This window comes from Bhargavaea massiliensis (genome assembly GCF_018390575.1).
Classification (GTDB): Bacteria; Bacillota; Bacilli; order Bacillales_A; family Planococcaceae; genus Bhargavaea; species Bhargavaea massiliensis.
In genome coordinates this window covers 332,787-347,299 of sequence record NZ_JAHBCJ010000001.1, presented here as the reverse complement: position 1 = coordinate 347,299, position 14,513 = coordinate 332,787, and the positions used below count along the sequence as shown (strand labels likewise).

Below are 14,513 nucleotides of genomic sequence, written 5' to 3'. Positions count from 1 at the left end.
TTCTTCTGCCCTCAAGCGAACGGGTCGTCAAAGTCGTCCAGGGCGCCCCAGGCGGGAGCGGGTTCCTTCGGCGGATCCGGTTCGGGTTCTGGTTCCACTTTTGGTATTTCTGCGCGTACGGGCGCCGGCGGGGCGGCCTCCGGGATGAAGAGATCCCGGTCTTCCGCGCCGGCAAGTTCGAAGTTGATCTTTCTCGGCATGACTTCGGCGACATCGACGAAGCCCGTCTTCCGGTACAGCTGTTGGGCGGCGTACAGGAAGAAGTTCGACAGGTCGGACTGGGTATTGATCCAGTCGATGAACTCCGGCGTGAGATCGCGGCTCAAGTAAATATTGATCCGTTCCCCATGCTGATAAGTTTTACTTCGATTCCGCGCCACTTGCGACCACACCTAATTCCTTTTCTTTCTGCTGCTCATAGCGAGGCGAGCAGGTGTAGACGAGGAGGCCGCGCGCGTTGACGAACATCGGGTCTTGGAGGAACGTGACGTTGGTCGTGCGTTCCTTTGCATTCAGGATCTGCTGCAGGTAGTCTTTCAGGATGGCCGCTCCGCCGCCGTAGATGAAGACGTACGGGTCATCCTTCAGGTCGTCGATCTTGTTGATGATCGGACGGCTGATGCGCTGTGCCAGCTGCATGAGACCGGTCTGGGACTCCGCTTTCAGCTCATTGTGGCGCGGGTGTTCAGGATCGAAGTAGATTTCGTTGAACTCCGCCATGGAATCGATCGATTTGACCGGGTGGTTGCGGTTCCAGCGCTTCAGGATCTCGCTGATCGCCGATTTAACGCCGAAATTGAGGCCTTCCGACAGCTTAGGATTGAATCTGACGCCTTCCGTCACCACAATCTCCGTCGTGCCGGAGCCGATGTCGAAGTGGAGTAGTGTCTTGTCGCTGAAGTCGACCTTCATGATCTTGTCGCCGACTTCCACTTTGCGCTCGGACAGCTTGCCGCCTTCATCGAAGACGACTCCCCACGCGGCTGCAGCGCCTTCAGGCAGGCACTTGCAGTATTCGATCTTGATCGTCACAGTCACATTGCGTCCGGACGGATGGTGGAAGATGACTTCGTGCGTCCCCATATAGCGGGCTGCGTTGTTTTTTGCCGCTTCCTGTGTAATCATGCCGACCGGCAGTGCCACGGACAGGTCGTATGTGACCGTGATCTTGTTTTTCTTGTATTCGCGGCGCATGGCATCGATTGCCAGGCCGGCGAGCGTCACAAGAACCGGGATCTCATCCGAAGACTTGTCCGACCGCTTTTCAAGCTCGATACCCGGAAGCGTATCATTCAGCACCTTTTCTCCGATTACGTAGCGCTGGCCGTTAAAGGATAGCGCTTTGGAGTTAATCGTAACGTCAATATTCTCAAGCAGGGCATCCTTCGGAATATCTTCCATATCCATCAGTTCTGTCGTCTCTCCCATATACAGCGAGTAGACGGTAGGAATCAGAATTGGTTCATTATCTTTCACCCATAATTTTAGTGCGTTGTTACCGGCATCTGCGCCAGCTTTGAGTACTGCCATTCCCATTCACTCCCTCTAGGTTTCTATCATTGATTATACCGCGCCCTCCTCATGATAGAAATAGAGAATATGTAGGATATGCGCACAAAAATCTTACAGGAATCGCCGAAAAGTGCGTTTTAGGCGGATAATATATTTCTATTGTGCGCACATAGTATGTATGAAAATGTGAGTATATTGTATTTCTTTTGTGTGTATAATAGAAATACAATGTGTGAGAGTTAATAAAAGTAAATTATGGAATTACGGAAGGAGGAAAATTGATTGTTTTGCCTCCTTCACTCCTCTCTTCGACAAAAAATGCGTAAGAAAATATCTGCAGGAAAATGCCGTCGGACTTCTCATCCATCATTAAGTCGTTTGGTGCAAATTTCACCTTGGTTTCATTTTCTCCTTCACCTTCTCCTTTACACCCTGCTTCGGATCTCTCTCCTTCACGGTTCTAAACCGTTGCTTCTCACCCGAACTCCAAAAATCAGAGTAATCAACAAATCCACAGGTTAGATAGATATCCTGTGGATAATATACATACAATCGCAACATACATAAATACTATTTCAATTGTGTGGATAATATGTGTATAAACTAAAAGCAACTCTGATTGTCCACAGCGGATGATTTATCTATCCCAGCATTTCTTTAAGTTTCGCCAGCACGTCACCAAAGGGCTGCAAGGATCTTGAATCTTCCATCAGTCGAAAGGGGTCGCCTATTGTCCGCAGCCGTTCTGTCACTGTGTGGATGGTGAAGGTTTCCGGCCGAAGATTTTCTGTAAGCTCATGCCATTCAAGCGGAGTTGCCACCGGTGCATGTCCCGCTCCGCGGGTAGAATAAGGAGCGATAATCGTTTTTCCCCGGGCATGCTGGACATAATCCACATACAGCCGCCCACCCCGATTTTTCTTCATCCTCTCGGTCGTGAACCGTTCGGGTGCCTGCTCGCACAGATAATCCGCGGCAAACGAAGTGAAGAGCCTTGTCTCCTCGTAGGTATACGTACCAGGAAGAATCGGGATATACAGCTGCATCCCTTTACCGCCGGATGTCTTCACGAATGTTTTCAGTCCAAAACCGTCAAACACTTTTTTAAGGCGGAGAGCAGCGTCTACTGCAAGCTGAAACTTTGAGGCATCCGGCGGATCCAGATCAAAAACAATCTCATCCGGATAGGTCGATTCTTCTCCCTTCCGCAACCGTCCAAAAGGGACGTGCAGCTCCAGTGCAGCCTGGTTGCCCAGCCAGAGAAGGGTTTCCAAACTGTTGCATAACAGAAGCTCACCTTCCTCTCCGGGTACTGTTTGGACAAATGAAGGAACGGGATCCGGGGCATGCTTTTGATAAAACCGTTCCGTGTCCTCTGTGCCGTGCGGATACCGGATGACCGTGAGCGGGCGGTCCTTAAGCCAGGGCAGCAGATGGGGCGCAGCGTGCTGCAGGTAAAGAAGGTAGCCATCCTTGTCGATTCCGGCTTCGGGAAATAGCGGCTTATCCGGATTTGTCACAGTGACCCCTGGTGGAATCGGCTCAAGCGCACGCCGGTACCGCTCCAGGGTGACGGTCTCCGGGTCTTCATCCAAAAGAAAACGGGAAAAGCGGGGTTCCCGCAGTTTTCCGCCGGACTCACCGATCGTCAATACTTCTGCGACGACTGCCGGTGCCAGCGTAAAGACGCCTGGTGGTCCTTCTGTCCCGTTTGCTTTGAAGAGCGCTGTGAGTGTTTTAGATTCTTCTTCGGAAAAACCATGGCGCAAAGTGACGACCTCCCGCCATTCCCCTTCGTCCACAATGCGTCCTGAAAAGTTGCTGTTTTCCGTTTCGAATCCCGTCAGAACGACCGGAACGGCCCGCCAGTTTTTCACCTTTACCCAGTCGGTGGACCGGATGCCTTCCTGCCAGCGGCTGCCGCTCCGCTTTGCAACCAATCCTTCGCCATTTCCGGCGATCAGACGGCTTTTGAGCGGTTTGGGTCCGGTTTGGGCAGCCACTCCCTGCACCGATGACGGGGAGAGGTAGTCTGTGTCCAAGGGAAAGGAGAGCGCCTGCAGCAGCTCGCCAAGAGCTTGTTTCCGCTTTTCGACAGTCATTGCCCGAAGGTCTTCACCGCTCTTCTCCAGCAGGTCGAACGCGGCAAATCGGCATGGAAACATGCGGCTCTGTTCCTCGATCGCTGATTGTGTGCGGAGCCTGGAGCGGCGTGCTACTACGGAAAAATCACTTCTAACGTCGTTTAACAGAAAAACGAGCTCTCCGTCTAAAAGGAGGGGCAAGAAAGGGCGCGCCACATCGCTTGCTTCCGAGATTGCTGCGATGATTTCAGGAAACCGGTCCGCCAGGTCATTCCCGTTCCGGCTAAGCAGGCGGATCCCGTCCTTCCGCCAGTCCAGAAGGCAACGGAAACCGTCGTATTTAACTTCATACAGCCAGCCGGAGCCCTCCGGCAGCGTTTCTGCAGGTGTGAGCTTCATCGGTTTCATGGTTTGCCTCCTTTATAGCGGCAGGATTTTCCGAAAGAGTTAAGATTACATGTCCATTCCCAGACGCCCGCTCTACTCCATTCCAGTGTGCACTCCCCGGAAAACTTCATACATAGCGGGGCGGGAACAGGACATGCTAGGGGAAAAAGCAGGTGATGGGATGCATACGGTGTGGAAAGGCAGCATCAGCTTCGGACTCGTCAATATTCCGGTGAAGCTGCACGCGGCGACCGAGGACCGGGACGTCAAGCTCCGGCAGCTGCATAAAGAGTGCAACGCGCCGATCTCTTATAAGAAGGTGTGCACGGCTTGCAACGCGGAAGTGAAGCCGGAGGATATCGTGAAGGCGTACGAGTACACGAAGGGCAAGTTCGTCGTGCTTGATGAGGACGATCTGAAGGCGCTCAAAAAGGAAAATGAGGACAAAGCGGTCGAGATTGTCGACTTTGTGAAACTGGAAGAAATCGATCCGATCTACTTTGAACGGACGTACTTTCTTGCGCCCGATAAGGGCGGGGCGAAGGCATATGCGCTTTTGCGCGCGGCGCTCGGGGATTCGGACAAGATCGGAATTGCGAAAATCATCATCCGGCAAAAAGAGCAGCTCGCGGCGGTCCGTGTCTACAAAAATGCACTGATGCTGGAGACGATCCATTATCCGGACGAAGTAAGAAAAGTCGAGGATGTGCCGAACGTGCCCGACGCGGAGAACGTACAGAAAAAAGAGCTGGACGTCGCCCTTATGCTGATCGAGCAGCTGACGACGCCGTTCGAGCCTGAAAAATACAAGGATGAGTACCGCGAAGCGCTCATGGAGCTGATCGAGGCAAAAAAGGCGGGCAAGGAAACAGTCACCGCAACAGAGCGGGAAGCACCGGCTGCGACAAACGCGACCGATCTGATGGCCGCGCTCCAGGCATCCCTCGAAAAGTCCACAAAGAAAAAGCCCGCTCCGAAAAAACGGGCGGCCGCGAAGAAAAAGAAAGCTTAGCCAGACAGGAGATTCCGGGGCGACATCCCGGAATCTCTGTTTTTTTGGTGGAAGGAAGTAACTTCCACCCTTTCGGCCCGAAAGATTTCTCGGACAGTATTGAATTCCCTGCAGATTTTGTTAAGATAATAAACATCGCTGTAGCGCTTTACCGTGCTAAAGGGGGAAACCGAATTATGGCGAATGCCACCCAACCAAAAAAACGCGGGGCGTTTGACCGCTTTCTCGACACCGTCGAAAAAATAGGAAACAAGCTGCCGGATCCCGTTATGCTTTTCGTTTATCTTGCCGCGGCCATCCTCGTGGCTTCCGCAATCTTCGGAATGATGGGGACGTCTGCTGTCAACCCGGGGACCGGGGAGACCATCACCGTCGTCAACCTCCTGAACGGGGAGGGACTCATCCGGATCCTGACGGAAATGGTCACGAACTTCACCAGCTTCCCGCCGCTTGGGCTTGTACTGGTCGTCATGCTCGGCGTCGGGCTCGCCGAATCGACCGGGCTGATCACAGCGATGATGAAGGCGACCGTCCTGAAAGCACCGAAGAAGATCATCTTGCCGATCATCGTTCTTGTCGCAATTTCCGGGAACGCGGCGGCAGACGCGGCGTTTGTCGTCCTTCCGCCGATTGTCGCAATGATCTTCGCTGCGCTCGGACGCCATCCGCTCGCCGGGATCGCCGTGGCCTATGCGGCATGTGCAGGCGCCTTCGGGGCAAACCTGCTGCTGTCCCTGACCGATCCGCTCGTCTACGGGTTTACGGAACCGGCTGCCCACATGGTTGACCCGGATTACCAAGGCAACCCGATGATCAACTATTACTTCCTTTGCATCTCCGCGCTCATCCTGATCCCGGTCGCCACATTTGTGACGAATCGGATTGTCGAGCCTCGTCTCGGCAAGTTCGAAGGCATCGTTAAGGCGGAATCCACTGAAGAAATCACGGCGGAAGAAAAAAAGGGCCTGAAGTGGGCGGGCCTCTCCATTCTGATCACCGGGGCCATTCTCGCCTTTCTGACCCTTCCTGAAAACGCGATACTCCGGAACCCTGAAGACGGCGGGCTGATCATTTCACCGTTCATGGATTCGATTATCCCGATCATGATGATTCTCTTCATCGTCCCTGCCATCGCCTACGGGAAAGCATCGGGCGTACTTAAGAACTCGAGGGACTTTGGAAATCATCTCGGGAAAGCGATGGCCAGCATGGGGCCATATATTGTCATCGCGTTTGTCGCGGGACAGATGATCGCTTACTTTAACTGGAGCAACCTGGGACCGGTCATCGCCATAAATGGCGCAGCGGCACTTGATTCGATTGGCTTCACGGGACTGCCTCTTTTCCTCGGCTTCATCCTGATCGCTGCGCTCATCAACTTCCTGATCGCCAGCGCCTCCGCAAAGTGGGCCATCCTGGCACCGGTTTTTGTCCCGATGTTCCTGATGATGGGCTATGACCCGGCCGTCACACAGGTGGCCTACCGGATCGGCGACTCGCTTACAAATCCGATTACACCAATGTTCCCGTACTTTGCGATTGTCCTGACATTTGCCAGGAAGTATAATCCGAAAATGGGGATGGGCACGTTCATGACTACCCTCCTACCATATTCGATCGCCTTTACGATCATGTGGCTGATCCTGTTCAGTGTATGGTTCCTCTTGGATATTCCGCTCGGACCGGGCGGCGGGATCTACCTTGGTCAGTAAAAATACAACAATACCGTCCGTGTTGCATGAACTTTACTGCAAACGGACGGTGTTTATTTTCGGCAACATCAATTGTTGGGCCCATTGTAGTGATTCTTTATTACTGGTTATTTCTAACAATTCCTTTACACCAAATTAACTCTGCGTAAACATTTCTCCGATAGAGTGGCAAGTGTTGTATAAACTTGTTTGGAGGAGTGGGTAGCATGCTGAAGAAAGTCGGAATTGCTGCGCTGGGTGCGGGCCTTGTCTTGTCCGGAATGGGACTGACAGCCGCGGATGCAGCCAAGCCTGAATGGGCAGGGCAGGGAAAGCCGGAATGGGCCGGAAAACCTGAATGGGCAGGCAAGGGGAAAGGGAAAGACAAAGAAAAAGACAAGGTTGAAAACGTCATCTACATGATCCCGGACGGGTTCAGCTCGGATTATGCGTCGAACTACCGCGTTTACAAAGGTGAAGAAGCAGTATGGGATGCTCATCTGAAAGGGATGTTCACCACGTATTCTGCCAACTCGGCAATCACGGATTCAGCGGCGGCGGGTACGGCGATGGCGACAGGCGTCAAGACGAACAACGGCGTAGTCGGCCTGGACGCGGAGGGGAATGAGCTCGAATCCATTCTCGAAGCATCGGAAAAAGCCGGCAAATCCACCGGCCTGGTCGCCACTTCGACCATTACGCACGCAACTCCGGCCTCATTTGTCGCGAATGTCGACAGCCGGAACAATGAAACGGAAATCGCCCGCCAGATGGCGGACAGCGGTGTGGACGTCATCCTGGGCGGAGGCAAAAACAACTTCCTGCCGGCATCAGAAGGCGGCAACCAGGACGAACGCAACCTGATCCGCGAAGCACAGGACGAGGGCGCTACATACGTGGAAACCCGTGAACAGCTGCTGGATGTCGATGACCTTGACGTAGACGAAGGCGACCGCCTGCTCGGGCTTTTTGCAGAAGACGCACTGGCTCCTGAGCTCCACCGCGGGGAAACGGAACAGCCAAGCATCGCCGAAATGACGGAAGCCGCCATCGACGCACTTGAAGAGGACAAGGACGGATTCTTCCTCGTTGTTGAAGGCAGCCAGATTGACTGGGCGGGCCACGCCAATGACGCGGCATGGGCTATGTCTGACGCAGAAGCCTTTGAAAAAGCAGTAGAAGAAGCGATTGAATTTGCGGAAGAAGACGGCAACACACTCGTCGTTGTCGCGGGCGACCACGACACGGGCGGCATGACAACCGGTTCAAACGGATCCATGGAGCTGAACGCGGACGTTCTCCAAAACGTGACAGCGACAGGCGATCACATGGCGGCACAATTAAACGAAGACCGTTCAAATGTGGCGGAAGTGGTGAAAACCTTTACAGGCTTTGATCTGTCTGAAGAAGAAATCGGAACCATCCGTGAAGCGGACAACGCCAGCCTGGCGATCAACCATGTGATCAGCGACCGAGCGAACATCGGCTGGACGAGCACGAACCACACAGGCGCGGACATCCCGCTTTACGTGTTCGGGCCGAAAGCCGACAACTTTGCCGGCTTCCACGACAACACGGATCTTCCGAAATTGATTGCAGAAGTGATGAAACTCGATAAATAATATCTGAATAGACAAGAAGGGGATTGGACAGCCGATCCCCTTCTTTCTTTATGATAAACTTGAAATCATACAATACTTTGAATCGACTTGTCAACGGCAAATTTGTGTTATTTTCGAATAAATGTTACAATAATTATACAATTGTTTTTCCGCGACGTATTCCACGTTCCGCTGTGTATTCCGCGGATTAGAAAGAATGCGTTTTTTTATGTTCTTTTTTGTACCGAAGTAAAAACAGTTGTGCGACTTAAATTTTACGGAGGGGGAAAAGAATGATGAATCTGATTGACCAGAAAGTGAAGCATAGGCATTTTGGAACGGGCAACATCGTCAATATGAGTGACTCAAGAGTTGAAATCGCTTTTGGCGATGAAAATAAGCGGTTTATTTTCCCGGATGTATTCGGAGAGCACTTGGTCTTGAAAGACCAGGATGCCGCCCGTTCGCTTAGTAAGATCATTAAACAAAAAGAAAGTGAACGGCAAGCAAGAGAATCAAAACGGGAAAAGAAAAGAGAGGTTCAGCGGAAAAAGCATGAACTTCGCATGGAGCATGAAAATCTGATGAAGAATCGGAAACTGCATCCGCAATCGCAAATGGTTTTTTGGTGTGATCCGGAAGAGCAGCAACAGGCTTTCACAGAGTGGAAAGTTTTTTCGGGTGAAATCAAAAGCGGAAAAAATAAAGGGAAGCCGAATAAGCCCGCCCGTCTGCACCAAAACAGCGCGGTCCTTCTGACTGTGAGGGATTCAGGAATGCCTGAACAGTCCAGGCGGATCATCGGGATGTATATGGTCAATGAAAAATTCACCGGCAGGCTGTGTGAAGACGGAATGATTCCTGCACACTCAGTGCACAGAATTCAACTTGCCGAACAGGAATCGGCTGACATGCTTTTCTGGAACTATTATGTGAACGAAAGATCCCCGGGCAAGATGACGTGGAATACCGGAAAATATCGTTATTTCGATAATACAATGATGGCCCAAATATTGCGGGATATCGTTTCATCAAAAAGTGACGCGGAAGAACAAGAAAAGGCGCAGCAGTTCTTTGATCATTTCTGTGAAATGAATCAGATTGCCGCGGGCGAACTGCCAAAGCCGGACGGTGCATTGATGCGAAAATAACGAGCCGCTTTCGGGACGGTTTCGTCATTCATCATAGCGGTTTCATCATTCGGCCGCCGCACGCCGGCAGAAAGGACATGAAATGTCACGAGAAAAAGATGAGATCATCCTAAGAGGGCTCAAAGAAAACAACCTGAAGAACATTGACCTGAATCTGCCGAAAGAAAAAATCATCGTGTTCACCGGCCTTTCCGGCTCGGGCAAGAGCTCGGTCGTCTTTGATACGCTCGCAACCGAGAGCAGAAGGCAAATGACGTTGAACTATCCGGCTTACGTCAGGTATCAGATGCCGAGATACGAAAGGCCCCAGGCCGATCTGATGCAGAACTTAAGCCCGGTGATTGTCGTGGAGCAAAGGCCGGCAGGAGGCAATTCCCGTTCCACGGTCGGCACATATATGGACATCGATCCGCTGATCCGGCTGCTGTTCTCGAGAATCGGGCAACCGGCGATCGGATCCGCCAATGATTTCTCCAGCCAGAGTACATTCGGAAGGTGTCCGGAATGCGGCGGTTTCGGGCAAGTGATCACGCCGGACGTGGGCAAGCTGGTCGATTTCGATAAATCGCTCAGGGAGCATGCCGTCCGGTTCAAGCCATTGTCGCCTTCCGGCTGGCAGGGTCATTGGATGATGACGTGCGGATTGTTTGATCCCGACAAACCCATCAAGGACTACCCGGAAGAAGAACGGCGCCTTCTGTTGTACGGCCCCCGGGAAGGGGAACGCGCTTATGCGCCGTTCCACACAAAAAACGGGCCGCAAAATGCGGAGTGGGACGGGCTGCTCCCGAGATTCACGCGTGTCTATATTAATCGGGACATCTCAAAGCTCAAACAAGTCTCCCAGGACGATGTATTGGCGGTGTCGGCTCATACTCTGTGTCCGACCTGCCAAGGCTCCGGACTGAACCCGAAAGTGCTGGAATGCAAAATCAACGGACTGAACATCGCGGAATACGATCAGCTGGAGCTTCCGGAGCTGCTGGAAGAACTGTCGAACATCCAGGATCCTACGGGAGAATCCATCGCCAGGCAGGTGATTCCCGGTGTAAAGCAGTTGATCGGCATGGGGCTGGGCTACTTGAGTTTGTCCAGGAAAATGGGCACCCTCTCCGGAGGAGAAGCCCAAAGGGTGAAAATTGCCCGTCACTTGGGGAACAGCCTGAATAACCTGACCTACATTTTCGACGAACCGAGCGCCGGACTTCATCCCGAGGAAGTGCATCTGCTGATCGGAATGCTGAAAAAGATCAAAGACCAGCACAATACGGTGATCGTCATCGAACACGATCTGTCGGTGGTCAGGGCGGCGGATGAAATTGTGGAGTTGGGCCCGGGAGCAGGCGTGAATGGGGGCAACGTGGTCTTCCAGGGGTCGTTGGAAGGGTTAACCGACTCTCCGACCGCGAAAGCCCTGAAGCAAAAACTTGAAATCAACGAAATTCCGAGAGATCCAAAAGGTCATTTTACGATAACGGGAGCAGGGAACAATAACCTGAAACACGTAAATGCGGATATACCCAAAGGGGTGCTCGTTTCTGTTTGCGGCGTATCCGGTTCAGGCAAAAGCTCCCTGATCCTGGAGGCGTTCAAGGAACGATATCCGGAATCTATCACTGTGGGGCAGGGCGGGATAGGAGTCTCCAGCCGCTCGACGATGGCGACGTACATGGGGATCATGGATGACATCCGGGCCGCCTTTGCAAAAGCGACAGGACAGCCGGCTGGATTGTTCAGCTTCAACTCCTTGGGGGCATGCCCGGTCTGTAAAGGAAAGGGCGTCCTGACGCCGGAAGTCGCATTTGCGGATCCGGTGACGATTCCCTGTGAGGCTTGCGGCGGGACGAGGTACTCGGATGAGGCTCTGTCTTACCGGTACGAGGGCAAAAACATCATCGATATTCTGGAACTGACGATTGATGAGGCTGCGGAGGACTTTAAACGGCAAAAGATCCTGAACAGGGTGCAGACGCTAAAGGACGTCGGGCTGGGGTACCTGACCTTGGGGCAGACGACAAGTTCTTTAAGCGGAGGAGAAGTCCAGCGCCTGAAACTCGCAAGCCAACTGCAGAAGGAAGGCCAGATCTATCTTCTGGACGAACCGTCCCTCGGCTTGCATGCTGAGGACGGCGAAAAGCTTTTGGAAGTCTTTCAGAAACTTGTGGGGCGGGGAAACTCTGTCATCATCATCGAACACAATCTGGACTTTATCGCTGCTGGCGACTGGGTCATCGAAATGGGCCCTGGCGGGGGGAAGCGGGGCGGTGAGATCCTGTTCGAGGGGACCCCGAAAAAGATGCTGGATGCCAATACGGTGACTGCGAAATGGTTAAAGGCCGGGGCCGGCAGAGATTGATCATTCAAACGAAATAAATTCCTTTAGGGGCTGTCCGAAAAGTCGGATTCAGCACATGATATAGCAAACGGCACGGACGTCGGGAGACACCTGCGGGAAAAGCCGGGCTGTCGAGACCCGCTTTACGCGGGGCTCGGCGCCGGCCCGCGGTAAGCGACCAGAGTCCGTGCCGTTTGCTGTTTTTATCGTATTAATGACTTATTGGACAGCCCCATTTTGTTGATCAGGCATCTCTGTGAGAAAACAGAAAATTCCTATACAATGAGAGGAAACCGGAAATGGAAGGCGGGATGGGATTGGAATATGATGTGATCACGGTCGGACACGGGCTGGCGGGCCTGGTGGCGACGGCAGAACTTGCGGATGCGGGAAAGAAAGTGCTGCTCCTCGACCAGGAGCCGGCGTCGAACATCGGGGGCCAGGCGTGGTGGTCGTTCGGCGGGCTGTTTCTCGTTGATTCTCCGGAGCAGCGCCGGATGGGCATCAAGGATTCCCATGAACTGGCGTGGCAGGATTGGCTCGGAACGGCCGGATTTGACCGGATGAGTGACGAAGACGAGTGGGGTTACCAGTGGGCGAAGGCGTATGTCGACTTTGCTGCGGGTGAGAAGCGTGAATGGCTCCGGTCGCTCGGCGTCCGATTTTTCCCGGTTGTCGGCTGGGCGGAGCGCGGCGGGAGCCTCGCGGACGGACACGGAAACTCCGTCCCCCGCTTCCACATCGTCTGGGGGACGGGCCCCGGGATAGTCAAGCCTTTCGCGGAGCGCGTACATCAGGGAATCCGCGATGGGCTCATCCATTACCTGCCGCGCCACCGTGTGACCGAATTCGTTACGGAAAACGGCGCGGTGACGGGAGTTCGCGGGGAAAAGCTTGTGGCGGACGACCGGCTGCGCGGTGAAAAGACGTCCCGTGAAGTGGAACGGCTCTTCGAAGTGCGTGCAGGCGCGGTGCTCATGACAAGCGGCGGCATCGGCGGCAACCATGAGCTGGTCCGGAAAAACTGGCCGGAGCGTCTTGGGACGCCGCCTGAACGCATGCTGTCAGGCGTGCCCGCCTATGTCGACGGACAGCTGCTCGGAGAGGCGGAAAGGGCCGGAGGGCGGCTCGTCAACCGCGACCGCATGTGGCACTACACGGAGGGCATCCGGAACTATGACCCGGTATGGCCCAACCACGGCATCCGGATCTTGCCGGGACCTTCTCCGCTCTGGTTTGACGCGGAAGGCCAGCGATTCGGCGCGCCGAACTTTCCGGGCTTTGACACGCTCTCTACGCTTGAGGCAATCGGGAAAAGCGGCTACGACTATTCCTGGTTTGTCCTGACGAAAAAGATGATCGAAAAGGAGTTCGCTCTGTCCGGCTCTGAACAGAACCCGGACCTGACCGGTAAAAGCATCCGGATGATCCTGTCGCGTGTCCTTCCGGGCGCGCCGGAACCAGTCGAGAAGTTCATGAAGCGGGGAGAAGACTTTGTCGTCGCCAGGACGCTTCCGGAGCTGGCCGACGGCATGAACGACCTGGTCGGCGAAGAACGGATATTCTTGGAGGAAATGGAGCGGCAGATCCGGGCCCGCGACCGCGAGATCGACAACAAGTTCGCGAAGGACCTTCAGGTGATGGCAATCCGCAGCGCACGTGCGTCCCTGGGCGACAAGCTCGTCCGGGTCGCGCCTCCGCACCGCATCCTCGACCCTGCGGCGGGCCCGCTGATCGCGGTACGGCTGAACATCGTCAGTCGGAAGACACTCGGCGGCCTCCAGACGAACCTGGAGGGCCAGGTGCTGGGAGCAGACGGTGAACCGGTACCGGGCCTATACGCCGCAGGCGAGGCGGCCGGATTCGGGGGCGGCGGCGTCCACGGCTACCGGTCGCTTGAAGGCACTTTCCTCGGCGGCTGCCTGTTCTCGGGACGGCAGGCGGGCAGAGCGCTGGGGAATGACTAGAAACCTTATTGTGGCCGGGTGGAGCATCCTTGCCGACGAATCCAAGCTGATATCCACGACAGGAAAGCGGACCGAAGGCCTTAGGACGGCTTAAATTAGCGAGTGTTAAGCAAACCGGTCCGAATGTTTAGCAACCCCCACCGAATGTTAAGCAAACCCGCCGCGGCTGTTAAGCAAGCTGGTTTCCCGTAAGTAAAGTGAGTCTAATATTAAGCCGCCAGTTTCAACGGTTCATTTCCCGGGAAACTTATTTGCAGGAGGGATTCCCGATGAAACTGCATGAACCGATGCCGGAACTGTCCGGCGCATCCGCATGGCTGAACGGCGAAGTGACCAAATCGGAGCTTGTCGGCGAGAAGCCGACACTTATCCATTTCTGGGCCGTCAGCTGCAACATCTGCAAGGAAACGATGCCCGAAGTGAACGAGCTGCGGGACAAGTACAAAGATGATCTGAATGTCGTGGCGGTCCACATGCCGCTCACCGGAGCGGACAACGACATGGACAAAATCAGGGAGGCGGCGGAACAGTACGGCCTCACACAGCCGGTATTCGTCGACAGTGAGTACAAGCTTACCGACGCTTTTGAGAATGAGCTTGCTCCGGCGTTTTATGTTTTCGACAGGGAAGGCCAGCTCCGCCATTATCAGGCAGGCAGGACCGGCCTCGACATGGTGGAAGACAGGATCGAGCGGGTCATTGAACAATGAGAAGAGCCCGGCGCATCAGGTGCCGGGCTTTCTTGTGCATAGTTGCCGGCACTCGGGCCATAT

General features: G+C 54.1%; 10 protein-coding genes. 7 read left to right on the top strand and 3 right to left on the bottom strand.

Features of this window, described 5'->3' with window-relative positions; all coding sequences use genetic code 11:
* Nucleotides 1-11: 11 nt before the first annotated feature.
* The 3 genes from KHA84_RS01855 to ligD all read right to left on the bottom strand — a co-directional run bounded on the left by KHA84_RS01855 (nt 12) and on the right by ligD (nt 4,004).
* Entirely contained in the window at nt 12-380 is a 369-nt protein-coding gene (locus tag KHA84_RS01855) for a hypothetical protein (protein ID WP_157294661.1), read from the bottom strand.
* Nucleotides 361-1,530 carry a ParM/StbA family protein gene (locus KHA84_RS01850; protein ID WP_157294660.1) on the bottom strand — a complete coding sequence of 390 codons (1,170 nt, stop codon included), beginning with the start codon at nt 1,528-1,530 and terminating at the stop codon, nt 361-363. The genes KHA84_RS01855 and KHA84_RS01850 overlap by 20 nt, the downstream gene beginning before the upstream one ends.
* Before the next feature lie 623 nt (nt 1,531-2,153).
* Nucleotides 2,154-4,004: a DNA ligase D gene (gene ligD / locus KHA84_RS01845; RefSeq protein WP_213421675.1), complete on the bottom strand. Its 1,851-nt coding sequence runs from the start codon at nt 4,002-4,004 to the stop codon at nt 2,154-2,156.
* A gap of 160 nt (nt 4,005-4,164) precedes the next feature.
* Between ligD and ku the strand changes: the two genes are divergently transcribed.
* The 7 genes from ku (at nt 4,165) to KHA84_RS01810 (ending at nt 14,450) form a co-directional block, all read left to right on the top strand.
* Nucleotides 4,165-4,995 (top strand): non-homologous end joining protein Ku, encoded by an 831-nt coding sequence (gene ku / locus KHA84_RS01840; RefSeq protein ID WP_213421673.1) that lies wholly within the window; start codon nt 4,165-4,167, stop codon nt 4,993-4,995.
* Between the two features lie 176 nt (nt 4,996-5,171).
* Nucleotides 5,172-6,707 carry an AbgT family transporter gene (locus KHA84_RS01835; RefSeq protein ID WP_213421671.1) on the top strand — a complete coding sequence of 512 codons (1,536 nt, stop codon included), beginning with the start codon at nt 5,172-5,174 and terminating at the stop codon, nt 6,705-6,707.
* 206 nt (nt 6,708-6,913) lie between these two features.
* On the top strand, nt 6,914-8,308 hold the full coding sequence (locus KHA84_RS01830) for an alkaline phosphatase (RefSeq protein WP_213421669.1): 1,395 nt from the start codon (nt 6,914-6,916) through the stop codon (nt 8,306-8,308).
* A 275-nt stretch (nt 8,309-8,583) separates the two neighbouring features.
* The gene (locus KHA84_RS01825; RefSeq protein ID WP_213421667.1) at nt 8,584-9,438 is read left to right on the top strand and encodes a malate synthase; all 855 of its coding nucleotides are present in this window, start codon (nt 8,584-8,586) and stop codon (nt 9,436-9,438) included.
* 82 nt (nt 9,439-9,520) lie between these two features.
* Complete coding sequence (locus KHA84_RS01820; protein WP_213421665.1) at nt 9,521-11,794, top strand: ATP-binding cassette domain-containing protein; 2,274 nt, start codon at nt 9,521-9,523, stop codon at nt 11,792-11,794.
* 296 nt (nt 11,795-12,090) lie between these two features.
* The gene (locus KHA84_RS01815) at nt 12,091-13,740 is read left to right on the top strand and encodes an FAD-binding dehydrogenase (protein ID WP_213422005.1); all 1,650 of its coding nucleotides are present in this window, start codon (nt 12,091-12,093) and stop codon (nt 13,738-13,740) included.
* A gap of 269 nt (nt 13,741-14,009) precedes the next feature.
* Nucleotides 14,010-14,450: a TlpA family protein disulfide reductase gene (locus KHA84_RS01810; protein WP_213421663.1), complete on the top strand. Its 441-nt coding sequence runs from the start codon at nt 14,010-14,012 to the stop codon at nt 14,448-14,450.
* Nucleotides 14,451-14,513: the final 63 nt, after the last annotated feature.

Coding starts and splice junctions, on each gene's coding strand:
- KHA84_RS01850 (WP_157294660.1), bottom strand. CDS start 1,530: ATGGCAGTACTCAAAGCTGGCGCAGATGCCGGTAACAACGCACTAAAA.
- ligD (WP_213421675.1), bottom strand. CDS start 4,004: ATGAAACCGATGAAGCTCACACCTGCAGAAACGCTGCCGGAGGGCTCC.
- ku (WP_213421673.1), top strand. CDS start 4,165: ATGCATACGGTGTGGAAAGGCAGCATCAGCTTCGGACTCGTCAATATT.
- KHA84_RS01835 (WP_213421671.1), top strand. CDS start 5,172: ATGGCGAATGCCACCCAACCAAAAAAACGCGGGGCGTTTGACCGCTTT.
- KHA84_RS01830 (WP_213421669.1), top strand. CDS start 6,914: ATGCTGAAGAAAGTCGGAATTGCTGCGCTGGGTGCGGGCCTTGTCTTG.
- KHA84_RS01825 (WP_213421667.1), top strand. CDS start 8,584: ATGAATCTGATTGACCAGAAAGTGAAGCATAGGCATTTTGGAACGGGC.
- KHA84_RS01820 (WP_213421665.1), top strand. CDS start 9,521: ATGTCACGAGAAAAAGATGAGATCATCCTAAGAGGGCTCAAAGAAAAC.
- KHA84_RS01810 (WP_213421663.1), top strand. CDS start 14,010: ATGAAACTGCATGAACCGATGCCGGAACTGTCCGGCGCATCCGCATGG.